The following is a 22,278-nucleotide window of genomic DNA, read 5'->3' on the forward strand; positions in this document are numbered from 1 at the left end:
AGTTGCGACCTAGTGAGGGGATCTGTCGTGCCCCCAGAACGAAAAAACCCGGCGAGGGCCGGGTTCTTGGTGCTTTCAGTGGTTACTGCTGTGGTGATCCGTTTCGTGGATCGGACGAGAGGCGCCGGGATCGTTCGTACATCTCGGCCCCTTGTTCGATGTCCTTGCGCTCATTTTCCCGCGCATCGGACTGTATTTCGCTGTAGGTCTTTTGCGTCCGGGCGGCGTCATAGGCGGATTCAACGCCTGCGGTTTTGTCGCCGCGCACCTTGGTGTAATAGGCGTCCGCCATGACTTTCTCGACGCGCGCAGCCGTCTCTCTGGTCTTTTCCAGAGTCTCGTTCAACTTGGCTTCACGCTCGTCCAGAGCCAGCTTTTTATCCCGCATCTCCAGGGCCTGCTGTTGCTGCGCAGCCTGTTGTGCGGCTGGATCCTGCTCGCCACCCACGCCGGTGGCCTTGCGGATGCGTTCCAGATAGGCCTTGCGGTTGGGCAGGTCGCTGGCGTCCACCACCAGATCGATGACGGCGGCCTGCAACTGATCCGGCAGCGAGGATGTCAACTCCATCATCCGGCCAAGCACTTGCTGCCGGTAGCTGGAGCTCGTCGGCGTCTCGTCCAGCACGACCTTGGTGCGCAATCTGAGCACGTCATTGCTGCGGTACCGGTGCCCAAATTCGTCCACCAGGGGCTGGTTCAGCACGACCTCGCGCAGCGCGCCCTGTTCGTCTTCCCACTCCACGGGCACCTGGTCCAACTTCGCCAGGTCCTCGGTGATCAACGACATGAGCATTTCGGCGGCCGAGCGACGGGCCTCGGTGTAGTTGTCCATGATTTCGCCGAGCACTTGTGTGCCCTGCTCCACCAGGGACTTGATGGCTTCACCGGACTGTCCGCTACCTTGACTGCGTCCCATCATTTCCTGGAACAGGCCGCTGGCTTCCTGGACGTTGCCCTTCGCCTCGATCATCAGCCGGTATTGCTGCTCGTTCAGGCCGGCATCGGTATCGACCTGAAACGCGCCCTGCTTGTTCTGGCGGCTCTTGTTCAGAATGATGTAACCATCAGAGCGGGCAACCTCGGCGGCGGCCTTGCCGTGATCATCAACCGCGTCACCATCCGCGATCACGCGACGGGTAGACAGGTTGTAAAGCATCTTCGATCGGCGAGCGTTCACTTCTTCCTGCGGCGACTTCATGGCCCGGATCAGGCCGTAGAAGGCACCACTGCGGTCCTCGCGGTAACCCACCAGCGGCACGTACGGAAACCGGTTGTGCGGGTACGGTGTCGGCTCGTCATCCATCTGGTGTGGGCCGAGATAATAGGCGACCCGAACGCGATGAGTGCGGACCTTGCGCGGCTCCAGCAAGCCTGTCGCGATAGCCTCAAGGTGGCGGCGCTCCTTGCGGTTCACCTCCACGACACGACCGTCTGGCAGGTCTAGCACCCACGCATGGGTAAAGACCTTGTACCAGACCTCGTACAGCGCCAGGCGGCGGCGTTCGATGTCGCGCCATTCTTCGGCCAGCAGTGATGTCGTGCGCTCAATGCCCCACGCGCGTGCCAGCGTCTCGTCCACTTCGTCCGGACCTTCCCACATGGGGCGTTCGGCCATGGACTGACGAATCAGATGCTTGTGCTTCGGGAAAAAGGTTTCCAGTTCGTCCGCGTCGTAGAACTTGCGACGGACCAGGAACCGGCCATCCGAGAAATCCGGCTCGCGCGCACGCCAGTCGGCCCATATCTCGTTGCGGTGAACGGTGCGTACGCGGTACTTGTAGCGGAACGGATCCGCTTCGCGCCCTACCTCCACCCATCCGATGCCGCACTTGACCTGGCTGCCAAAACCATCGGACAGCGCCCGGTTGAACCGGGTCATGCGGGTCGCTTCCTTCAGCTTCTGGTTCAGCGCCTCGGCGCCCTCGGTGGATGCACGATTGTCGCTGGTGACCAGCGGATCGGTCCGCGTCTTGGCCTCCAGCCCGATCACCGTATCCACGGTCGGCTTGATCAGGTTGACGACGATGGGCGGTACACCCAGTTCCTCCATGCGCTGGAGAGTGGCCTGATCCAACTGGTTGCCGTCGTAGAAGTCCGCTTCGCGCTGCGCCTCTTTGCGCCACGGCGGCTCATTGCGAAGATCAACCAGGATCTCCTCAATTCGCTCACGGCTTAGTTGTTCGGCCATTACACTCTCCAGTTCGGCGGCGGACGGTGGACTACGGTTTGTTTGCGGGACACCTGGGCGTAACGCAGCATCATGATCGCGTAACGGGACGCCGCCATCAGGTCGTCACCCTCTTTCACGACCTTGCCGTCCTTGCGGTGGTACAGGCGGAATTCTTCGAACCATTCAAGAAGGTGATCAAAGACTTTCAGTCGCTCGGTCTGCATGCGATCGAGCATGTCGGCCAACCCGGCTTCTACACTGGTGCGGCTGACCCGGGTGTCGTCAGACTGTTCCGGGTACTGCGCGTGCTCGTGCAGCATGTTCAGGCCATGGGTGCGGAACTGCTCGGCCAACTGCACGCCAGAACCTTTATCGTGCTGGTGGCCATCGTGCGGCCAGGCCCACGGCATTTCGGCACCCCAGGGCTTTAGCGCACCCGAGTGAATCAGCGGTGTCTGTTCGCGCTTGCGGTACGCGCTGACGAAGTACACGCAATCCGAATCCCGGTCCCAGGCGATCTTCACCGCGGCGGTCGGGTGATCCCACCCAAAGTCCAGGGCGCCGAGAATGGGCCAGTGTTCGGGGATGGCAAACGCCGGCACCTTGATGGTGTCCTCGTCCACCGGGAAGATCCGGCCAGAGCCGAGGGTTGGTATGCCTTTCGCTCGCGCATCCCGTTCATGGGCCGGGAAGCTGCGAATGATCCGCTCGCGCTCTTCTGCGGAAATGTGCTCGGCGTCGTGGATGGTCATGTTGATGTCTGCCCGGTCATCCGTTGCGTCCATCAGAAACCTCCGCACCACGTTCGACATGCCTTTGAGCGGCGTAAACGTCATGGCCGCACATCCGCCAGTCGCAATGGTCCGCGCCAGGCCCTCGTCGTAGATGTCCTCGGGCGGTTCCTCATCGAACCACACAAGATCTACTGGCGGGCCCTGCCACTTGCGCTGACCCTGGGCGTAATACTTGAACTTCAGCAGCGACCATCCGCCGGAGATGTGACGAACCCGGATGTAGTCGTAAAGGTTCGCGACACCGGAGGCCATGCCGTAGTTGCCGTGATTCAGGCCCAGGCAGCGATGCGGGATCGATCCAGTACCTTCCGCGCCCACGAATCCGAGCAGGGCCCGTTGCGGGTTGTCCCGGGTAGCTTCCCCGGTTTCGCCGGATGCCCAGACAATGACCGGGCGACTCCAGCGGCGGCCCTCCCACCAATCTGGGTACTCGCCCGTCAGGTGGTACGCGACCTCCGACCCGCAGCAATACGTCTTGCCGTTTTGATTGCCGGCCCGCAGCAGGCGTTCTCGCATCGTCTTGCCGAGCGTGTGAAATTCTTTCTGCTTCGGGTACGGCCGGTAATCGGCGAGCTTGTCCTTGTCCAGTTCCGCCTGCGCTTCCGCTAACAGGGCGCGCTTTGCAGTCGCCGGCAGAGCATCCAGCCAGCCAAGATCAGACCTCATCTCGCAGCTTGTCCGTGATCAACTGCAGCATGTCGCGCGGCAGATCCGCCAGGAGTCCTTTCTGCTTGTTGTCCTTCTCGTAAGCCCCCAGATACTTCATCAACTTCTCCAGGGCGCTGTTCTTGTCGGCGATCTTGTACTCGATAACGGTACTGAGCTCTTCATCGCCTTCATGGCTCATCTCCCGGCGCACCTTGACGCCCGCAATGGCAGCCGCCGTGTCGTCGTCCAGTTCATGGATCGGGATCGGGTTACCATCCGCCCTGAACAACTTCCGGCCATCGAACAGGCCGATGCGCGCCACTTCCCGCAATACGCGATCCTGCGTAATATCCGCCGCCTCCGCCACCGCGTTCGTCCTCTCCTTCAAGATCGCCTGGGTGTACGGGTGGTTCAGGTACTCGGAGCCCCAGACCTTGCAGGTGGCCAGCGCGGCTTTCGGGTGCAAATGGCCATAGCAGGCTGCGGAGTTGCCACGGAGCTTTTCAGGCCCGCCCCGATACAGGTCGGCGAACTCGCGCATTTTGGCCTTGGTGGATTCTCTCGGATTCGGTGATAGCTGCATTACTGCATCCGGTTGATGATGAGCGCCCGGAACTGGAAGACGGCGGTCCGGAACCCGGTGGTGGTGACGGTCAGTTGAACCAGCGAGGATTGACTGCTCTGGACCTGCCCGGCACGCAGCCAGACCTTGATCCGGTCGGTGCCCGGGATGGTGCCGGAGGCCAATACGTCCAGTGCGTCCGCGATCTCGGCAATCTGGTGCGTGCCCTCGGCGATGTCGTCGCCCTGTTCGGTGAGCCAACTGGACAGATCAAAATCGAAATCCAGCGTCTCGCCGGACTGCAGGATGAAGATCGGTTCGCCCGCCTCGAAGCGCAGGACGCGCTTGCCCTCGAAGGTGCGGGCAGCGGGTGCGTTCTCGGTCAGCGGGTACGGGGTCGCTGACAGAACGGTGACGATCCGGGTTGCAACGGATTCGTTGCCGGCCGCATCGGATACCGTGTAGGTAATGGGGTAGCTGCCGGGCGTGGAGGTATCGACGACGCCAGACACAGCCACCTGGTCGGTGAGGTCGCCGTCCGTGTCGTCGGTCGCGGTGTACCCGGGATCGATCCACGTATCGCCAACGGTAACCGTGCGGTTGCCGCCCGTCAGCTGAATAACCGGTGCGGTCGTATCGTCTGGCACAAACTCAACAACGGTGACCGTTCGCGTGCTCTCGGCGACATTGCCGGAGGCGTCCGTGGCCCGGTACAGGATCTGTTGCTGGCCCAGCACACTGGTATCGACGGTGCCAATGACCTCGACGCCAGAGACGGAAATATCCCCATCCGCGTTATCGACAGCCTCGTAACCGGGCTCTACCCAGGTTGTGTCCTGGACGATGGATTGGTTGCCGCCTGTCAGCGAAATAACTGGAGGTATCGTATCGGCTAGGGTCGTACTGGTGAAGGTGCCGGTCACGCCGCCAATGGTGAGCGTCGTCTCACGGACGCCATCGTAGCCGCCGCTCGAATACTCATCACTGGTGGTGTGACGAACCCGTACGCGGTAGTTCAGCCGGACGTTGGTGGGCGTATCGGTCCACCCGCCGAACGTCGCGCCGCCATCGGTGGACACCGAATACTGACTGCCCAGATCGCCGGAAACAGAGATGGGGATATCAGTGCCTGCATCCACGCCGGTAACGGTAATGGTGTTCGAGGTGACGGTGATGGCGCGGGCGACACCCGTTTGTGCGGTGAAGCTGAAGGGCGCCGGGGTGGTATCCACGCCGGCATCGGTTGTGAATTCAATCTTGGTCCAAGTGCCGGGGCCGTCCGCATTTACCGCCCTGATCCAGAAGCTATAGGTCGTTGCCGACTCCAGCCCGGTCAGTTCCGCCGGGTTGCTGGTCGTGACCAGTGTGGCGCCGCCATCCAGGCTGTACTCGTAACCGGTCAGGTCCGCGCGGTCGTAGCTGAAACTGATTGTCGCCGCGTTCCGGGACGCATTGATGTCATCGATGGTGACCGTGCCGTTCGGGCCAAGGTCTTCAATAGTGACGGTGCGCGTCACTACATCGCCCTGCTCATGGCGGTAGATATCAATTGTTGCGGTGGAGGTGCCGCTCTCCACACCAGAGGCCAGCGTGATGTACGGGGAGATATCTTCCAGCCAGGCACCATCGGCGTCTATCTGAGCCCATCCCACGGTCATGATGGCCGGATCGGTGTCGCTGGCAATGCGAATCTCGAAAGGCTGCAGCGTATCCAGCGTGACCTGATACAGCGCCGACAATTCGTGCGGCTCGCCGTGCTCTGTGTTGGCGAGCGGAAACAGGTTCTCGTAGTCGGTGATGGCCGCAACCGTGTAGCCGTCCACGTCCACCTGCAACTCTGCAGTCGGATCGTCGGGCAGTCGCGGTACCGGAAAGGTGAAGTCGCCGGCACCCACGTCGGTCAGTACGACAACCGTGCCGTTCAGTCGGGCTGCGGTAGGCGGGTTCGTGTTGCCGGACAGCGTGATGGTCGCCGTTTCACCTTCGGTCAGTGACGCCGGAACGGTGAGATCAGGGCCGGACGTGAACGCACCGGTGTACCCAAACTCCAGCGCCCCATCGTTCGCCACATACCCGAAGTTCAGATCCATCAGATGAGCTCCAGCGTGGTGCTAAACGGGACGCCGGCTCCCTGGCTTGCGGAATGTAGGATCACAAATACCGGATCATCGACACTCAGGGCTAGGTCAGGGACTTCAAGTGCTGCGGTATCACCAGACACATCGGAGACCAACCCAGAAGGATTCTGGTTAATCACCCGACTACCTGCGGCCCCTGTCATCACGATGACCTCAATGTCCGTGAGGGAAGCCAGGATGCCACCGTCCTTACGGAGCGTATTTCCTGAGAGCCCCACCACATTCACCTGCACCGAAATAGTCTCAACGGTATCCCCGGTCGCAACCAGGTCGTAAGCGCCGCTGGCGGTGATGCTCGCATCGGAGTCAGTGACCGTGAACGTGCTGGCGTCCTGGCTGTCGAGGGTGATGGCGTTGCCGTTCAGGGTGACGCTGGCGATGGTGCCGATGCCTGCGGGCTTATCGAAGGTTTGGGAGCCGCCTTTGCGGATTCCGGGGAGCCCTGCGACCTCCAGCACTTCGATGGCAGCGAGATAGTTGCGACCGCCCGCGACAGGCTCTTCTGCCGTAATTCTCAGCACGCCCTTGCCGGTTCCGTCATCCGTCGCCACGGCAGTGATTTCAACTGGGGCGGGCGGTACCCACGGCTTCGCCTGAGTGATGTTGTTGTAGACCGCAGAGACACCGTTTACCGTGTATTTAACATCCCTGTCATCCTCGCCCCAAGCGCCGCCCAGCCTGACCAGATAGGACTGGCCAACAACCAGTGTTGGCGTTGCCGAGGTGCTTCTCAGGTCAATAACCGCAGCAGGGTTGGCCGCCAGATCCGCGCTGTAATTGAACTGAGCCCATACTACCTCTTCCCAGCCGCCAGTTAGGCCCGTGGCGTAGTTTCCAGATGCGTATGGAAATGTGTCAGTGAATGGGGTGATCGTATCGACCACGACATCTGTTGCGGTAGAGGTGTCCCAGTCTGTGAGCGTGGCAACGTTTGTATTTGTGCCGGCAGAGGTACATATAGCCGAATCCCATCCGGGCTCAGGGGTCAGGTTGTCCTCCAGATTTACTTTTAATCTCATGCCTGTACCCCTTGTTCGTTAATTAGACCGCCAGGCCCAGCCACATACACCCACCTATCGCCTGCTAGCGTGCCGTCATTTCTAGCCACCGTTACGCCGTCATCCGCCCAGGCTGTCGGGCGCTGAAGCTCAACATGCGTGCAGGCAGAAAAGGTAGCGGCGTCGCCCAGATACACCCTCTGGCGCGTCTTATCGAAATACACCTCGGCGATCTCGGTTACCTGCCCTTCGTCTATATCGCCATCCATGCCGTACTGAGAGACGAGAATGCTGAAGGCTGGATCTGTCGGGGTGATGGTTCCGTCGAACGACTGATCCGCTCTGGCGACTCGATCAATGAAGTGCCCCCAATAACCATCCACCGTTAGATCAATCTCATTTTCAAAGAGGTGCCACTCTTCGATCATTTGGTAGTGCACACCGGTTCTGATGTCGGCGCTGGTAGAGATATAGGCGTCCAGCACAGCAATCGAGCTTCTCAGACCATTGCCTCCCGGGTCATCCCAAAACCGCGCGACCTTCGGGGTTCTTGTTCGCACAAAGGCCTGACCATTGGAGTAGGCAGACCCCCAGTTGGCGTCACTTGGGAATGTCAGGGTGGCCCCGGAATCCTGGCCAACCAGTGTTTTTCCAACCAGCTCAGCTTTGCCCGGCTGAATCAGCGAGGATGCATCGAACCGGAAGGTGTGAACAAAGTTACCGGGCTCGCTGCAGGGGTTCGCGAAATAGCCTATGTATTCCCCGTTATTGATGCTGATGGTCTCGCCCGGAATGAAGGTGCCAACGGTATATTCATCCGTGGTCATCCTATGCTGGGTCGCGTTGTACTTGTACTTAACCCAGGCCGCGAAATACATCCGGCGATTGCCGTCATTACGCTCATTGAGGTTGTATTTGTGCGGCTCTCTCAGCGTCCCGTGGTTGCCAAGCAGTCGGTACATTCGGCTCTGGCCAGCCACTCTTCCGCCTGGGGTTACTTCACCGGTAACGACCTGGTTCCATATGCGGGCCGATGCCTCATTGTCTATCTGGGTATCGCTTGGCTGGCCGGCAGTGAAGGCATTCTCAACACCGTGCTCGAAGGCGGTGTCCACATAATCCACCAATACCGGAGCTGCTTGGGACTTGCTGCCAAAGTTGCTTCCGAGAATCGTCAGCGTTCCATCGCCGTTATCCGTCACAGAGCTGATCGAAGGGGCGCTAGTTGGCTCAGGGCCGCCACCGGCAGATCTAGCCACAGCCAGCGTGATATCCGGTACGCTCAGTGGTGAGTCGGATGTAGCCATTTCAGCGCCTTTTGACTGTCAGGTTTGTTTACATGACAGAAAAGCAGCGATAACCAAGCTGCTGTTTCTGGTGTTTAAAGAACAAATAGGCCGGGATCTTGCCTCAGATAACCTCTTGCAAATGGAGGTCACAATGAGACGAGCGATTGTTAGCGCCATCAGGAGAAGCCCGAGGCTTTACGATGCAATCAATTCGCGCCGGAGCACGCACGGAAAGCTTGGGAACTGGCTCGGTTCACTGTCCGCTCACGGGCCGATCCGCTTTATCCAGGTCGGGGCGTCCGACGGCCTGCGATGGGATCCGCTCCGCAAGCACATCATCAACAACCGTTGGGAAGGTGCCCTGGTTGAGCCGCTGCCCCCGGTGTTCGAGTTGCTGAAACGTAACTACGCTTACTTGTCTGGGCGCCAGAAGTTGGCGTTCGTGAATGCCGCGCTGTCCGATGCGTCTGGTAACAACCTGACCTTTTGGGCATGCTCCCGGGCGTTCCTGAAAGACCTCAGCATTGATCAGGCGCTATACTGGCTGCGGATGTCATCGCTTCAACGGGAGTTCATTGAGCGCAAGCTGCGGACCATTGCCAAGCACTCGGCCCCGGAGAGTGTTGTGGAGCCTGTCGAGGCGCCCGTTATTACCCTGTCCGACGTGATCGAACAGCACTTGTCGGGCAAGGCGCCGGACCTGCTGTTCATTGACGCCGAAGGGCATGACGACGCTGTTATTTATGGCCATGACTTTAAGGCCGGGAAACCCCGTTGGATCGTCTATGAATCCAATGGGATTGGCGCCGAAAGAAGCTTGGCGCTCCACTCGTTCCTTGTTGGTTACGGCTATAGCGTCGAACAACTTGACAGTGACACCGTTGCTACACTCCCAAACTGATCACCAGAACGTGGAATATAGGTCTTGCAATGAGTCTATCTGACAGAATATTTGACAGCGCCTGGAGCCACCTTCTCTGCCAGCGAGCGAAAAGCTTAGCGGGCGGAACGAGTAGCGGGCTTGCCCTGTATGGTGCAGCAGGGCGCAGGGACCCAGTCGGCCTGTTTATCGATATTGAGCAGTACGAGCCGGACCTTGAAGAAAGGCGCGCCTCAGACCCGCTCGTTATCGCGGCCATCGAGCGATCCATTGAAGAGCCGCTGGATGATGACTGTGTTTCGTTGCTTGTCGCGCTGAGCAGAATTCACCGAGAGGTTGATCCGGTTGATTGGGGTGCCAGTCTCCGTGATCTTGCTCTGAAATACGGCTTTTCGGTGCCAAAGGCGCCGGGGCCACTCACAAGGCTTAACCATTTTCTGGTACGGGTTGAGCGTGAGCGGTGGGGTTTCAGGCTAGGTTACGGTCAGCCGCCGGATAAATGGCTGGCCTGAAGTCAGTCAAACGCCTCATTAACCGCATCAATCGGCCGATCACTCCACGCTTTGATATCGGCCTTGTCGCCTTCGCAGGCCTCATGAACCTTCTTCAGTTGCTCGGCCCAGACCGGACACCAGTCAATGCGCTGAGGTGGCGCCGGCAGTCCGCGGGGTATCAGGTACTCAGCGGGTACCGGCTTCTTCTTGTACTCGGTTCGGGTCAGCCACTGTGCCGGCCCGCATCCGCTCATAAACAGCATCAGGCCACAGATAGTCAGGGCCGCTACAAGGCGCATCTTTTACCAACTCCTTCAGTTCGCTCTCGGTGGCGGCGAGCTGATCGCTTAGTTTCTGTTCACGGTCGGAACGGATGACGGCCTGCCGGTCGCGCCAGCGAATGTCAGCTTCCAGCCTGGCTATCTCGGTCTGGTTCTGGTCGTTGGTGACCTTGGCCTGGTCCATGGCCTGGGTGAGGTTGGCGTTTTCCTCGAGCAACGTATCGCGCGACTGCATCAGGGCCCAGATCGTGCCGGCCATCAGAAGGATGACAATGCCGGCGCCGCCAACCACGTACTTGGTGATCATTGATCGCCCGGCTTGTTCAGGTACAAAGCGATAGCCGTGGCAAGAATCCCGATTGTGCCGGTCACTATGGTGGCCATCCCCGCGCCGCCGATGGCCTGAATCGCGTCAGGCTCGGTCACTCGCAAGAGCACGATGGTAATAATCACTGGGCCCCAGATCATGACGAGGCGCGGTATCAGACGGTGCTTGCGTAGAAAGTCAGGCATCTCGCTGTTCCTCTTCGCTCATCCGACGCTTCAGGAGATCAATCTCGGTCTTCAGTCCGTGCATCTTGGCGTTGCACTCTTCGCGCTCTCGCTGCATGGCCTCGCGGTGGTCTATCGCCTGAGTCTTCAGGGCACTGTCGAGGTCTGTGACCAGGGTGTTCAGGCGGTTTAGCTCGGCGGCCATATGCTCGGCAAACAGCGCTTCACGCTCTTTCAGGTCCGCATCGCGGGACGTTCTTCCCAGCAGCATCAGCTTCACGAACGCCAGTGCGGCAAAGCACATGGTGGTGAATACGACACCCAGAAAGGCCCAGACACCGTTAACGTCCGATAGTTGCGCTTGAATTGAATTCCAGGGCATTCTCTCGTCTCGGGTCATGTGGGCTCGGATGGCGAGGGTTTAATCAACCAGCGCGTAGCGTTGATAGTTGTGGACCGCTTCCTGCGGCTTTCCAGCCCCGAGGTGCGTGTTGTAGTGGTCCTTCCAATACTGGGCCAGGCCATCGATATCCATGGCGGACGGCAGGCGCTCCGACACTCTCAGGTAGTGAACGCGGGCCATCGCGCAGGCGTAATACATATCGCCGGGCATGTGTTGAGCGATGCGGCCGTAGGTTTTGACGTGTGACGCCAGGTCCGGCTTGTACTTCAGATAGTTATCCCAGATATCGTCATGGGTCCGGGGCTCCATCTGGAAAATGCCCAGGGCCGGCCCGCCCACCTGGTGGACGTACTTGCCGCACAACGATTCGGTGGCCGCCGTGAGCATCAGCAATTCTTCAGCCGCTTCCGAGTACAAGCCGATACGGTTCAGGACCGGGCGGATAATGTACTCACGGAGTTGGCCGGGGTGGATGCTCATGGCAACCTCCAGAAATAAAAAAGCCCCGCACTTGGCGAGGCATCTGGTCAGGCGAACCCGGCCAGGGAAATTGTGGCTAGGCGGTAGAGCCGCACCTTCCGCCGGCCACTAAAGCGGGGGCCCGAAAGATATCTACCGTTTTACCGGACTCGTTCATAACGTAAATTCTCTCGGCCTTTTCGATGCCGTGAGGGTCAGAGCTTGATCCATGGCGAGGATCGTCCAGCATCCACCAGTGTTCTCGGCCTGCCGCGCTAAACCGCAGCGTTTCTCCGGCATCGATGACTTCATGGTGAATGGACTCTGTTTCGAAATACTTGGTGTCGCCTGGGTTGCAAATCTTGACTGTAAACATGCTTCATTCCTTCTTCGTACTTTCTTGCGGGCAACAAAAAAGCCGCGACGGCGGAACCGGGCGGCTTTCTTTGGGGGGAAACTTCACGTATTAGCTGAGAGTGTACCCTGTAATCGGAGATTGTCAAACAATCATGCTGCAATCTTTTCTGCCAGCAACTCTTCCAGCCTGGTGTACCCGGTATATACCCGATCCTGAAAGGCCTTCACGCTGCACCTGAGTTGCTGAGCGCACGCCTCGTCGCTCCAGAATATCTCTACCCGGTCGTCTGGCGTGAACGGATCCACGGCAACCTTGGTGCGGCCACGGTACGCCCGGTCCATGCACAATGCCTCGCACTGCCGATCGCTGATGTTGCGCATGACGATACAGGCCATCTTGTGGCTGTCGCTCCACTCCCGGAGCCACTTGGACTGTTCGTAAACCTTGCTGAAGCCGCTAAAGCCTGACGACTTCGGGAGCTCGCCCTTGAAGTCCACCAGCTTGCCGATCAGGCTGTCACCTTGCCAGCCCGCATCCCGGTCCCTGGATAGCAGTACATCCAGAAACAGATCCACCACTACTTGTGCCTGCTGTCGTGCCGTCTTTGCCTGGTTATCACGCTTCTGGTTCGCCATATCATCCCCGCATCCCGTTGTAGATACCCCGAATGGTTCTCTCGTCCATCTCGCTGCACTGCTTCAGCCAGCCTTCAAGCTCGCGCCTGGTGATCCGTTTGCGCCGGAAGTCTGCCCACTTTTGCCGGGCTTCCTGTTCGAGTGCCTGCCATCTGAGCAGGCATTCAGTCCGGTGCTGGTCCTGGCTTAAAACCACGCCGGGGCCCGCATGCGCTTGGTCATGCCCATTTCGAGCAATCGGTGATAACCGTAGTCATGGCAGACCGCCTTACCCTTGAGCATTCCCCAGTTGTCCACTTTTGTGTCGGTGAAGAAGGCAGGGACGCTCTTCGGCAGTTGGGTATCCGTCTTAAAGGGCTGCGTTCTGCGCTGAATCAGGATCCGTCCGCACGGACTAATAAACTCGACAGGGGCGAACCATTTCGCTATATCCATGTATTTCACGTGGTTCCACACATTCCACTCTGCCGTATTCTGAAAGTTTTCTTCCTGCTCGAACTTGATCACCATGCGACTGTCCAGGCCGTAGGGGTACACATGACGGGAAACTCCGTTGCCGAGCAGTTCGCCTCGATCCGTGAGCAGTTGGAACAGGTCGTAAGCAATGGCGTTCGGCTGGAAGATTTCGGATACGTAACTCATACGCTTGCCACCTCTGGTTTTCCGCACGGCGTGTAGCCCTGCCCTTCCTGCCACTTCGGACAGTTGCACTTCTCTTTGGTCGGGACGCCTTCGTGCCGGGCGACCAGGCCATCTATGCAGATAATCCACTTGGCTTTGTGGCCGTTCTGGCATTCGACCGGAATGGCTATCTTCATGCGGCTTTCCTCGCTTTTGAGTAATGCTTCTTGCCGCACATCTCGCACCTCCAGCACTGGAAAATGACGCGGCTGAATGAAAATGACCGGTCGTGGTCGAGTGCCAGGGTTCCGTCGCAGGGCTTCTTTCTCTGGCAAGGATCGCCCTCGTTGAATCGGTTGAGCATGCTTCTTCTTGGCGTCCTACTCATGCGGCTTTGGCCTCCATGTTCTGGATGATTATCGCCCCAGACTCGCCCCAGAGCTTCGTCACCCGGTAATCCCAGACCGCGCAATCCTCGGGCAGCACGGCATCGAGCAGCGCCTTCACCAGGTTGTCACTGTCTGGCTTGGCCTGGTGCGGCTGTCCGTCCATCGCGTCCCGCTTCTTACCGCTCCAGATGGCCGGCATCGGCATGACGAACGTGATGTGTGCGCCGCACTCTGGAACCATGACCTTTCGTGCCCGGCATTCGTCGGCGAAGGCTCGATACCGCAGAACGGGCGGGCGCTTCTTCCAGCGGTCCGCCTGGGTCTGGCGGGGCTTTGGGACTGGGGTGATTGGGTATCTCACGCGGCCACCTCCATCAATCCTTGCTCGATCAGGATCCGTTGAGTGCGAATCACCGCCTGTAGATGAAACAAATCCCGATCGTCCCGGGTATACATATCGTTGGTATATCCGCCGTCCAGCCAGGCGTGACATGCGGAGCAGGCATAAGCGGCCTCGTGGTCGCTGGCTTTCGCTCCCATGCCGCCGCCGTTCAGATGAGCCAGGACGGTTGTGGATGAATCGCCATTGCAGAAGCCAGGGATGCGAACCTGGCACTCCTGGCCCCGCGCACTCCTCCGAATCGGCGTCATCTTTGGCCGGCTCGATTTCTTCATGGGCGCCTTGGCCTTCAGCGGCGTCTTCCGCTTAATCGGTGTCCGCTTCATGCTCCGCGCCCTCCATCGCCGTGCCCGCATAATTGCGCCAGGTCAGGTCAACCTGTTTGCCTTCCCGAACTTCCTCCCGCTGGATCTCACCACCGTTGGCCAGAAAGTCCCGGGTGAGCAGTTCAATCTCTGCACTCTGAGCCCGCTTGTCCGCTGCGCGTGAGCGCCCGGCTCCGTTCATTGGGCCATAGGTGTTGGCCTTGACCAGGCGCTTTACCTCTTCCCGGGTCATGCTGCTCACAATTCACCCCGCAGTTGCCGCATCATCTCCGCAAAGCTGACGCCGTTCAGTGTGTTGGCTGGCTTGCCGCAGTTGTCGGATAGCCAGATGCCGACGCGCCGTCTCGCTTCAATCATGTGTGGGTTCATGCTGCCTCCTGATCGCGCTTGGGCCATGGCGGACATGTCACGCCGAGCTTCTGACCAAGGTGCCGCGAAAGCACCTCATGAATGGCTGTTGGCTCAACCGTCGTGATCTCCGTGGTGCTGTGCTTCTCGGTCATGGCCTTCTGGATGGGGCGCCACAGGTGTTCCTTGACGGCGGCCTGAGTCCATGGCAGGTCAACGTCCGCCCTCAGCGTTCGGCGCATGTCGTACCCGGCATCGTTGAGGGTGTCGGCCAGCCACTCGCAAAACAGGTGCAGCGCTCGGTTCTGGGTGAGCGTCCGCTGTTTCGCTTTGCGCCGGATATCCACCTCGATGTACTTGTTCTCGCGCCACAGGTCAGCCAGCTGCTTCTGGGCTTTGGCCAGGGCGATTTCGGAGTTGATGGTTATGGTGTCTGTCATTCGTACCGACTCCCCTTCTGGCCCGGCTCATTGCTGCCGGTGCATTCATTGCGGTGATCTGTCGCGTGCGGACAGCGCTTGTTGCCGCACCATGAGCAGACGATGAAGGTAACCAGACCAAGCGGTAGGCCGGTACGCTCGCAAGTCTTGTCTTTGGCGCATTCGTAGCAGCAGACACCCATCACTCCCCCTTACGCAGCAGGCCGGCGTCGTAGAGTTCTTCCATGCACTGGCGGATGACTGAACGCTGGAGGGTGTTGCGCCCGTCGTCTTTGCCGCAGGTCATTTCCATGGCCTTGGCAACCACTTTCTCCCGCTCCCGCTGCTCCTTGGTGCGGATTGGGCGGAACTCGGTCGCCCACTGCAAGGACATCATCGGAAGCATTACGGCTGCGCTTTTCTTTTCCTCGCAAACCTTTAGTACCTCAACCTCGCACCAGCCCTCAGAGTGTCCAGTAAGGCGAACGTATGCCTCACACTCCGTGCCAACCGGCGGCAACCCATCCGCCCATTCCGTGACCTCATCCTCAGCCAGAAACGCATCGCGCTCCGCAATATGCTGAGCCAGGCGCTCGGCCTTCGATTTGCCGGGCGGGCACTCGTTGTAATGACCACATGGCGACTCGCCGCAGGTTCGGCAGGCGAGTGCTTTGGTGGGGCGCAGGTAGTAATCCAGATGCTGATCCTGCCCCGTAATGATGCCCTCACCTCTCCTTGCCCAGGTAATTCTGGACAGGGTCGTCCTTTCTGCGTCATTCCATATCAGGTAAATGGTTTGCGCGTCGCTTATTGGCGCATTCTCATCCCACCACTCCGGATCATTCAGTTGCTCTTGTGTTGGTGCTTTCATGGCCACTCTCTCCACCATTCGGCTCATTAAAAGGTTCGCCTCGCGCTGGCATGCCGGGCAGGCGGGCGCTGATCCAGACCGGTGATGAATTCCGCAGATGAACATCACGCAGCCACTCCCGCATACATCCCCGCCACCCGGATCGCCGCCGCCAGGTCCTCTTCGCTCTCGATGGCAAAGCGACGGGCCGCGAACACGAAGTAGGTTTTGCTGTCCTCGATGATCAGCTTCTGCCCCTCGTCCATCGCGGCCTGAACAGCTTGAATGGCGGCCCACATCTTGGCCTCGTTGGTTTGCTGCGCTGCCCGCCCTGGTGGTGCAGGCGCGGGCCGGTCACTGGTGCCACGGACGGCCGCCGGGCGCATTGCGGGCGCGATCACCTTGGCTGGTGTGGGCTCCGGCTTGGATTCCGGCTCAATGTCGGGATCCTCGCTTTCCTCTTGCTCTGGATCAGGTGCGCCGCCAAGCATTTCCTGCAACAGCACCTCACCCCGCGCCAGCATTGCCCAATAGCCGTTCGTGCGCTTTTTGATGTAGCCAGACCGGTACAGGTTGCCAAGGAATGCCGAGAGCTCTGCGCGGTCCATGAACTCGGCATGGAACTGATCGTGCAACGCCTTGGTGGATTTCGGGTTGTCCTTGATGGACTGCAGGATATTGATTTTTGAGCTGCTCATGCTGCATCTCCGTTTGGCGGCGTGTATCCATCGGCCAATTTGTACCGATGCCCGTCCTCGTGCCGCTCCACGAAGCCCTCATCGACCAGTTCAGCAATGGCCCCCTCCGTCACATGCGACGTCTGTTTGATTGCCCAGGCGATGCTGCCGACAACCAGTGGCCCGCGATCCTCAAGGGTCGTAATGATCTTTGCTTTCACGTTGGGGTCAGTCATGAGCCAGTCCCTCCATATCGTTTTGCAGGTGTTGCGCCATTGCCTGAGCTATTCTCTGTATCGCAACCTTCGACGGCAGCATTTTTAGGGCGGCTTTCGTAATGCCATAGCCCACATCGCGTCCTGCGTGAGTGAAACGGATGTGAACATGCTGGTGGAGGTCGCCAGCAATGACAGAGCCGTAGAGGATTGGCAGGACAATTTCAGTGAACGTCTCGAACGTCGGGAGCTTGCTGCCGAAATCTGCGCATGACAGCGCGCCCGAGTCGGCGATCATGCGCCAGCCATAAACCCTTTGATTGAGGTCCTGAAGCTCCACTGTGTTCGGGTCCAGGGTGAGGAAGTGTCTGCCAAGAACCTGTGCAGTTTCCTCAACGATCTGGCGGTTTCTTTCGCCCAAAGCTCGCTGCATGTCGCGCTCGAACTGAAGCCGCTCAATTTCTTGTCGCATCCGGCGCTTCTGGCTTCTTCCGAATCGCTTACTCACAAGCCACCTCCACTATCGTCACCGGCAACCGCCAGGGTTCGAATGATTCAATGTCGCGGCGTATCTCGTTCTCGCTGTCCGCTGTTCGTAGCTCGCGGACGTGGAAGAAGTCGCCGGACTCGACGTAGAAAGCCCGCTGCTTACGATCTGCTACGGGATTGTCGGACAATCTGGTTGTTTGTCTGTTCATGCAATCACCTCCAGCCAGTCGATTTGCTTTTCAGCAGCTCTACGCTCGAGATACGGCGCGCTGACCTCTTTCACTCGTCCGGGGATAAGCTCGGCGTAATCTGGGTTCAATTCACAGATAACCGCGTCCCTGCCGTTGCCAACGGAAACGCCGGCCGTAGTGCCGGATCCTCCGAAGATATCCAGCACGGTGCCGCCCTCTGGACAGCCGGCCAGGATGCAGGGCTTAATCAGTTCGGGCGGAAATGTGGCGAAGTGGGCGCCGGCGTATGGCCTGGTTGGCACCGTCCACACACTCCGTTTGTTGCGCGTCTCTCTCGCGCCAATGTTATGAAGGCTTCCACGGATGTTTGCGTTATCTCCCGGCCGCTCACATGGTAGTTCACGAACCGGCTTAACATTGCCTGGTCCTCTCGGTTCAACAGATGGTTCTTTGATCGCCTCGCTGTCGTAGTAGTACCTGGCCGACTTGCTCAGCAGGAAAATGTACTCATGGCTTTTTGTGCAGCGATCTTGCACCGATTCCGGCATGGGGTTTGGTTTGTGCCAGATTATGTCCTGACGCAAATACCATCCATCTGCCTGGAGCGCGAAAGCCACCATCCAGGGAATGCCGATCAGATCCTTCGGCTTCAAGCCCGCTTGCCTAATGCTCCCGGTGTTCCTGGCACGCTTCGGGTGATTTCGTATGCTGTTGCGGCTTATTTCTCCAGGGGTTTCCCTCTTTCCCTGCGCTCCCCAACTGCCAGCGTAGCTATCCCCGAGGTTCACCCACACGGTGCCGTCATCACGCAGCACCCGGCGAACCTCTCGGAATACCGCAACCAGAGCTGCTACATACTCATCCGGCGTTTCTTCCAGGCCTATCTGGTTTTCCTGGCCGTAATCGCGCAGCCCGAAGTATGGCGGGCTGGTCACGCATGTATTGACGGACTGATCGGGCAACGTCTTGAGCGTATCCCTGCAGTCTCCAATGAGGACCCTGTAATTGCTCACGATCCACCCCCTGCCTGGCGCAACTTCTCCATCGGGGTGGACCGCTCTACTGCGCGGCGAATCTGGTCTATCTGGTTTTCAAGATTCACAATCGCGGTATCTCGGCACAGCGCCTCTTTCAACTCCCTGATGCGCTGCTGGAATTGGTAGGCGCCCATTTTTTGCGACGGATCAAGGCCAAGGATCTCGTATAGGTCGGCATACGCCTTCGCGGCAAAATCATCGACGCGTTCGCGTTCGCGCTGAACGTCCTGCTGGAGGTGTTCGGCCCGTCGCTTGGCGGCGTCGATATCTTGCTGGATGCGCCAGAGTTCGTTATCCCGACGCTGTTCTGCTGCCCGAATATCGAATACCGCACCCGCAACCTCGTCACCGAGAGCCTTCCGTACCCGCTTCTCGATACGGTACTCGTCGAGCATCCGGCGGCGGTTTACTTCGTGAACCCGGTCTACGCCATCGATCAGCAACTTCAGCATGACCCGCTCTGGCAACTTGACCGGGTGCAGCGTTGGCTTTTTCACAGACGCAAACGTGTCGGTGTCCGCGTTGTAGGTCATCAACCCGCAACCGTTCGGCACGTCGTTTTTCGTGATCAGGCCGCGCGGCACCACAAAGATCACGGCACCCGCGAACTCCAGATAGGATTGCCACTTGCCCTTAGTGACATCGCTCCGGAAGTCGGACAGCGATACCTTCACCTCGTAAGCCACCGGCTTGGGATGAGCAAAGCTCTTATCCATGGCGTACACGTCAGGGCGTGGACTGCCTGACGGACCCAGTTGCATGTCGGTCCACATCATGCGGCCAGATATGCTGCCCAGGTAATCGGCCAGCCGAATCATCAGTTCGTCGTGTTTCATGCGGAGCCCTCCCTGAAAAGAATCGAAACGCTCGACCGGTCATTCTTGGCAACGGTTGATTGCGGATCGGGACGGGTCACGGTCAACACGTCCGCTGATTTCGGTCCGCAGCGGAAGGTGACAGCCGTCTGGAAGGTGCCTTCTCCGCTGTCGATGGTGCAGTGGGTGGTGACCACTTCGTGGGCTGGGTCCAGTTGGGTGTGCCTGAATCGCGCAATCACGCTGCACCTCCAAAACGTTCCTGATAGGACTGCGGGGCCAGTTCCTTGAACTGCATGAACTGCCCGAGGAATGCACAGCGGACGGTGCCGGTAGGTCCGTGCCGGTTCTTCTCGAAGTTCAGTTCGGCAATGCCCTTGTCGTGCGTGTCTTCGTTGTAGACCTGGTCGCGGTACAGCATGATGATGCTGTCGGCTTCCTTCTCGATCTCGGAGGCGTCGGACAGGTCACCCATGTTCGGGCGTTTATCGGGACGGGAATCGACGCCGCGCCCAACCTGCGCCAGCGCCACAACGGGAATTTTCAATTCTTTTGCAAGGCTCTTGAGCGCGGTGACCACCTCGGTTACCTGCTCCAGTTTATTCTGGCCCTTCGTGCTGCCCTTGATCCGCTGGACGTAATCGACGAACAGCACGCCGATGTCGTGACGGTACTTCCACTCACGCGCCTGCCGAGACAGCCCAACGATGTTGATGCTGGGCTCGTCGTTGATGAAGATCTCCCGATCCATCAAGGCGTGATGGGCTGCTGACAGCTTTGCCCACTCACCGTCTTCCAGCTTGGCTGTCCGCAACTTCTGCGCATCAATAGTTCCTTGAATCGACAGCATGCGGAGCCCGATCTGTTCGTTGCCCTGCTCTGACGAAATCACCCCGGCTGGACAATCTGCAGCGTGCGCAAAGTTCAGCATAAGGGCCGTTTTGCCCATTGATGGCCGCGCCCCGATGATGTTCAGGTCCGTGTCGTGCCACCCGCCCGTGGTGTCGTTGAGCGGGCCCAGGCCGGTATCGACACCTACCAAGCCCTCTGCCTCAAAGGCGGTTTCCACTAGCTTCACAGCGTTGTGCAACGACTCCCGCATGGTCCACTCGTACTTCCTACCCACGGTGCCCATCTGCATCAGCTGGCTGATCGCAGCGTCGGTTGCCGATATGTCGCGGTCTTCCTGGATGGAATACAGCAGGTTCTGCGCAATCTCGGCAGCCTGCTTCAGCCGGAAGTCCTTGCGGATGATCGTGCAGTATTCCCGGAACATTGGCTTGCTGCCCACGGAGTGCTGCAGCAGGTCATGCAGGATCTTCCGGTACGGTTCGCTGGGCTTGCCCCGGTCCAGTTCGCTGCACAGCGTGAGTGCGTCGAAATCCTGGCCGCTGGCAACCATGTGCTGGATAGCCTTGTGCACCTCCTGGTACGCGTCGTGCTGGAACTCGTCCGGCGTTAGGTCGCATTCCTTGGCCAGGTGCGGGTGCGCAACCATGGCGGCGATGACTTCTTGCTCGGCTTGCAGGCTCATGATGCGATCTCCCTGCAGATGTAACCGTCTTCGATCCACTCGCCTTCGAGCAACTGAGGATTGCTGCCTGGGAAGATTTTCTGGCGGCGAACCTTATTCCGCCCGCCGCACTGAACTACCGATAGGCTTGGGCCGGACTCGATACGCTCCCGAACATCCTCCCAACCGCGAACCTTGATCCACCGGCAAACGTGTTTCATGTTTTCGTGGAACCCTTCGGCGGCCTCTACGCGACGGCGGTATTCACATTCTTGGCGAGTAAGCTTGAGGATTTCGCGAAGGTCATCTTTCTCAGGACGGAGCTTGTCGAATTCTTTGCGGGCTTCAGCCTTGTGCCCTACTTTGCCAAACCAGTGTTCCCGGCAGAACGTCCAGAATTTCTCGAAGTCCTCGTCAGTGAATTTCTTGGAAGGGACGGGGGTCCGCGCAGGATCGGCGTCAGCCGAGCCATTGTTTTTATCGGTATCCGCTTGAGGGTATCCGGTATCCGGTATCCGGTATCCGGTATCCGGCGGATTAGAACGGTTCTCATCACGTTCCGGTTCCGTTACGGTACTTTTCTGTTCCGGGTCAGTTCCTGTTGGTGGTTGTTCTGTTCCGGGTTGAGGTACGTCCGTGCCTCGCAACACCTCGTTTTTGTGGGGCCTTTGGTGCTTTTGGAAGTTAACGACATGCAGATAATTCTCGCCGTCAACTTGGTACCGGCAGACAAACCCAGCCATCTCAAGTTCATCTATGAGCCCGCCGAAGTTCACGTCGTCGTATGGCAGGATCTCAACCTTCAGGCGCTTTGGTTTGCACTTCATGTTGCCGTTGAAGTCTGCCTGGCTCCATAGACCTATGAACGCCAAGCGAGCCAGCGGCGAAAGATCGCCCAGTTCGTCGTTGGTGAAAAATCCGGGTTTAATGTTTCTTGCCCTGGCCATTACAGCAACCCCCTCGCCCGCTCAATAGCGGCCACTTCCTGCGGGGTTTTTAGTTCGTTGCGCCGATTAATAAGAGTGATCAGTTTGCGCATAATTTCTTGGCTTTCTGGCGTGCCGGCGCACACTCTGCCTAGTCGATCCCTGACACAATCGATCCGCCACTGGAGAAGGTTGATTTTTACCTGACGATTCAAGTTTTGCGCGCCCGAAGTGGTGCAAGCAGGTGAGTACATCAGAGCGCCCTCCTATTCATCCGGCGCTCACGCTCTTTCAGGAGCTCCCTGTCAAGCTCTCCCTTCGCGACCGCGTACTTGTGGGCTATCGCCTTGAAGTCGGCACTGCCGGCTGGCTCAAGCTCTACAGCGGCCCAGCGGAGCCAGACGATGAGTTTGAGGCGGAGTATGTGGGCCTTGCGGCGCAGTTCATTCATTGCTAAAGTC

The 22,278-nt window shown here is 58.9% G+C and carries 34 protein-coding genes; 2 read left to right on the forward strand and 32 right to left on the reverse strand.

What is annotated here, in order from left to right; genetic code table 11:
• Window positions 1–82: 82 nt before the first annotated feature.
• The 6 genes from NLU14_RS08595 to NLU14_RS08620 are packed head-to-tail and all read right to left on the reverse strand — an operon-like array spanning window position 83 to window position 8,617.
• Complete coding sequence (locus NLU14_RS08595; RefSeq protein ID WP_275705818.1) at window positions 83–2,188, reverse strand: portal protein; 2,106 nt, start codon at window positions 2,186–2,188, stop codon at window positions 83–85.
• On the reverse strand, window positions 2,188–3,630 hold the full coding sequence (locus tag NLU14_RS08600) for a terminase large subunit domain-containing protein (RefSeq protein WP_275705819.1): 1,443 nt from the start codon (window positions 3,628–3,630) through the stop codon (window positions 2,188–2,190). The genes NLU14_RS08595 and NLU14_RS08600 overlap by 1 nt, the downstream gene beginning before the upstream one ends.
• Window positions 3,620–4,195, reverse strand: coding sequence for a terminase small subunit (locus NLU14_RS08605; protein ID WP_275705820.1), 576 nt, complete (start codon window positions 4,193–4,195; stop codon window positions 3,620–3,622). The genes NLU14_RS08600 and NLU14_RS08605 overlap by 11 nt, the downstream gene beginning before the upstream one ends.
• Window positions 4,195–6,243 carry an immunoglobulin-like domain-containing protein gene (locus NLU14_RS08610; protein ID WP_275705821.1) on the reverse strand — a complete coding sequence of 683 codons (2,049 nt, stop codon included), beginning with the start codon at window positions 6,241–6,243 and terminating at the stop codon, window positions 4,195–4,197. Before NLU14_RS08610 ends, NLU14_RS08605 begins: the two co-directional genes overlap by 1 nt.
• A 20-nt stretch (window positions 6,244–6,263) precedes the next feature.
• Complete coding sequence (locus NLU14_RS08615; protein ID WP_275705822.1) at window positions 6,264–7,331, reverse strand: hypothetical protein; 1,068 nt, start codon at window positions 7,329–7,331, stop codon at window positions 6,264–6,266.
• Window positions 7,328–8,617, reverse strand: coding sequence for a hypothetical protein (locus NLU14_RS08620; RefSeq protein ID WP_275705823.1), 1,290 nt, complete (start codon window positions 8,615–8,617; stop codon window positions 7,328–7,330). The genes NLU14_RS08615 and NLU14_RS08620 overlap by 4 nt, the downstream gene beginning before the upstream one ends.
• Before the next feature lie 133 nt (window positions 8,618–8,750).
• On the opposite strand from NLU14_RS08620, the gene NLU14_RS08625 reads away from it, so the two are divergent.
• Window positions 8,751–9,500 (forward strand): FkbM family methyltransferase, encoded by a 750-nt coding sequence (locus tag NLU14_RS08625; RefSeq protein ID WP_275705824.1) that lies wholly within the window; start codon window positions 8,751–8,753, stop codon window positions 9,498–9,500.
• Between the two features lie 29 nt (window positions 9,501–9,529).
• The gene (locus tag NLU14_RS08630; protein WP_275705825.1) at window positions 9,530–9,991 is read left to right on the forward strand and encodes a hypothetical protein; all 462 of its coding nucleotides are present in this window, start codon (window positions 9,530–9,532) and stop codon (window positions 9,989–9,991) included.
• Window positions 9,992–10,159: 168 nt separating this feature from the next.
• Here the strand turns inward: NLU14_RS08630 and NLU14_RS08635 are convergent, their stop codons facing one another.
• The 26 genes from NLU14_RS08635 to NLU14_RS08760 all read right to left on the reverse strand — a co-directional run bounded on the left by NLU14_RS08635 (window position 10,160) and on the right by NLU14_RS08760 (window position 22,268).
• Window positions 10,160–10,561 carry a DUF2570 family protein gene (locus tag NLU14_RS08635; RefSeq protein ID WP_275705826.1) on the reverse strand — a complete coding sequence of 134 codons (402 nt, stop codon included), beginning with the start codon at window positions 10,559–10,561 and terminating at the stop codon, window positions 10,160–10,162.
• Window positions 10,558–10,767, reverse strand: coding sequence for a hypothetical protein (locus NLU14_RS08640; protein ID WP_275705827.1), 210 nt, complete (start codon window positions 10,765–10,767; stop codon window positions 10,558–10,560). Before NLU14_RS08640 ends, NLU14_RS08635 begins: the two co-directional genes overlap by 4 nt.
• Window positions 10,760–11,128, reverse strand: a complete 369-nt coding sequence (locus tag NLU14_RS08645; protein ID WP_275705828.1) for a hypothetical protein — start codon at window positions 11,126–11,128, stop codon at window positions 10,760–10,762. Before NLU14_RS08645 ends, NLU14_RS08640 begins: the two co-directional genes overlap by 8 nt.
• A 39-nt stretch (window positions 11,129–11,167) precedes the next feature.
• Window positions 11,168–11,629, reverse strand: a complete 462-nt coding sequence (locus tag NLU14_RS08650; RefSeq protein ID WP_275705829.1) for a hypothetical protein — start codon at window positions 11,627–11,629, stop codon at window positions 11,168–11,170.
• Between the two features lie 76 nt (window positions 11,630–11,705).
• The gene (locus NLU14_RS08655; RefSeq protein WP_275705830.1) at window positions 11,706–11,984 is read right to left on the reverse strand and encodes a hypothetical protein; all 279 of its coding nucleotides are present in this window, start codon (window positions 11,982–11,984) and stop codon (window positions 11,706–11,708) included.
• A gap of 131 nt (window positions 11,985–12,115) precedes the next feature.
• On the reverse strand, window positions 12,116–12,601 hold the full coding sequence (locus NLU14_RS08660) for a hypothetical protein (protein WP_275705831.1): 486 nt from the start codon (window positions 12,599–12,601) through the stop codon (window positions 12,116–12,118).
• A 1-nt stretch (window position 12,602) separates the two neighbouring features.
• Window positions 12,603–12,797, reverse strand: a complete 195-nt coding sequence (locus NLU14_RS08665; protein ID WP_275705832.1) for a hypothetical protein — start codon at window positions 12,795–12,797, stop codon at window positions 12,603–12,605.
• On the reverse strand, window positions 12,788–13,243 hold the full coding sequence (locus tag NLU14_RS08670) for a hypothetical protein (RefSeq protein ID WP_275705833.1): 456 nt from the start codon (window positions 13,241–13,243) through the stop codon (window positions 12,788–12,790). The genes NLU14_RS08665 and NLU14_RS08670 overlap by 10 nt, the downstream gene beginning before the upstream one ends.
• Window positions 13,240–13,419, reverse strand: coding sequence for a hypothetical protein (locus NLU14_RS08675; RefSeq protein ID WP_275705834.1), 180 nt, complete (start codon window positions 13,417–13,419; stop codon window positions 13,240–13,242). Before NLU14_RS08675 ends, NLU14_RS08670 begins: the two co-directional genes overlap by 4 nt.
• Window positions 13,420–13,606: 187 nt before the next feature.
• A complete protein-coding gene (locus tag NLU14_RS08680; protein ID WP_275705835.1) occupies window positions 13,607–13,972 on the reverse strand; it encodes a RusA family crossover junction endodeoxyribonuclease in 366 nt (121 codons plus the stop codon).
• Complete coding sequence (locus NLU14_RS08685; protein ID WP_275705836.1) at window positions 13,969–14,337, reverse strand: nuclease domain-containing protein; 369 nt, start codon at window positions 14,335–14,337, stop codon at window positions 13,969–13,971. The genes NLU14_RS08680 and NLU14_RS08685 overlap by 4 nt, the downstream gene beginning before the upstream one ends.
• Entirely contained in the window at window positions 14,318–14,578 is a 261-nt protein-coding gene (locus NLU14_RS08690) for a hypothetical protein (protein WP_275705837.1), read from the reverse strand. The genes NLU14_RS08685 and NLU14_RS08690 overlap by 20 nt, the downstream gene beginning before the upstream one ends.
• Complete coding sequence (locus tag NLU14_RS08695; protein ID WP_275705838.1) at window positions 14,575–14,706, reverse strand: hypothetical protein; 132 nt, start codon at window positions 14,704–14,706, stop codon at window positions 14,575–14,577. The genes NLU14_RS08690 and NLU14_RS08695 overlap by 4 nt, the downstream gene beginning before the upstream one ends.
• Window positions 14,703–15,125: a hypothetical protein gene (locus NLU14_RS08700; protein ID WP_275705839.1), complete on the reverse strand. Its 423-nt coding sequence runs from the start codon at window positions 15,123–15,125 to the stop codon at window positions 14,703–14,705. Before NLU14_RS08700 ends, NLU14_RS08695 begins: the two co-directional genes overlap by 4 nt.
• A gap of 181 nt (window positions 15,126–15,306) precedes the next feature.
• The gene (locus tag NLU14_RS08705) at window positions 15,307–15,975 is read right to left on the reverse strand and encodes a hypothetical protein (protein ID WP_275705840.1); all 669 of its coding nucleotides are present in this window, start codon (window positions 15,973–15,975) and stop codon (window positions 15,307–15,309) included.
• A gap of 104 nt (window positions 15,976–16,079) precedes the next feature.
• Window positions 16,080–16,652, reverse strand: a complete 573-nt coding sequence (locus NLU14_RS08710) for a hypothetical protein (RefSeq protein ID WP_275705841.1) — start codon at window positions 16,650–16,652, stop codon at window positions 16,080–16,082.
• A complete protein-coding gene (locus tag NLU14_RS08715) occupies window positions 16,649–16,867 on the reverse strand; it encodes a hypothetical protein (RefSeq protein WP_275705842.1) in 219 nt (72 codons plus the stop codon). Before NLU14_RS08715 ends, NLU14_RS08710 begins: the two co-directional genes overlap by 4 nt.
• A complete protein-coding gene (locus NLU14_RS08720; RefSeq protein ID WP_275705843.1) occupies window positions 16,860–17,354 on the reverse strand; it encodes a hypothetical protein in 495 nt (164 codons plus the stop codon). Before NLU14_RS08720 ends, NLU14_RS08715 begins: the two co-directional genes overlap by 8 nt.
• A complete protein-coding gene (locus NLU14_RS08725; RefSeq protein ID WP_275705844.1) occupies window positions 17,347–17,544 on the reverse strand; it encodes a hypothetical protein in 198 nt (65 codons plus the stop codon). Before NLU14_RS08725 ends, NLU14_RS08720 begins: the two co-directional genes overlap by 8 nt.
• The gene (locus NLU14_RS08730; protein ID WP_420845050.1) at window positions 17,541–18,488 is read right to left on the reverse strand and encodes a DNA-methyltransferase; all 948 of its coding nucleotides are present in this window, start codon (window positions 18,486–18,488) and stop codon (window positions 17,541–17,543) included. Before NLU14_RS08730 ends, NLU14_RS08725 begins: the two co-directional genes overlap by 4 nt.
• 47 nt (window positions 18,489–18,535) lie before the next feature.
• Window positions 18,536–19,399 (reverse strand): hypothetical protein, encoded by an 864-nt coding sequence (locus NLU14_RS08735; protein WP_275705845.1) that lies wholly within the window; start codon window positions 19,397–19,399, stop codon window positions 18,536–18,538.
• Complete coding sequence (locus NLU14_RS08740) at window positions 19,396–19,620, reverse strand: hypothetical protein (RefSeq protein WP_275705846.1); 225 nt, start codon at window positions 19,618–19,620, stop codon at window positions 19,396–19,398. Before NLU14_RS08740 ends, NLU14_RS08735 begins: the two co-directional genes overlap by 4 nt.
• Window positions 19,617–20,912, reverse strand: a complete 1,296-nt coding sequence (locus NLU14_RS08745; RefSeq protein ID WP_275705847.1) for a replicative DNA helicase — start codon at window positions 20,910–20,912, stop codon at window positions 19,617–19,619. Before NLU14_RS08745 ends, NLU14_RS08740 begins: the two co-directional genes overlap by 4 nt.
• Entirely contained in the window at window positions 20,909–21,838 is a 930-nt protein-coding gene (locus NLU14_RS08750) for a hypothetical protein (RefSeq protein ID WP_275705848.1), read from the reverse strand. Before NLU14_RS08750 ends, NLU14_RS08745 begins: the two co-directional genes overlap by 4 nt.
• A complete protein-coding gene (locus NLU14_RS08755) occupies window positions 21,838–22,071 on the reverse strand; it encodes a hypothetical protein (protein ID WP_275705849.1) in 234 nt (77 codons plus the stop codon). Before NLU14_RS08755 ends, NLU14_RS08750 begins: the two co-directional genes overlap by 1 nt.
• Window positions 22,071–22,268, reverse strand: a complete 198-nt coding sequence (locus NLU14_RS08760; RefSeq protein ID WP_275705850.1) for a hypothetical protein — start codon at window positions 22,266–22,268, stop codon at window positions 22,071–22,073. The genes NLU14_RS08755 and NLU14_RS08760 overlap by 1 nt, the downstream gene beginning before the upstream one ends.
• Window positions 22,269–22,278: the final 10 nt, after the last annotated feature.

The sequence above is a fragment of the Marinobacter iranensis genome (genome assembly GCF_029207565.1).
Lineage (GTDB): Bacteria > Pseudomonadota > Gammaproteobacteria > Pseudomonadales > Oleiphilaceae > Marinobacter > Marinobacter iranensis.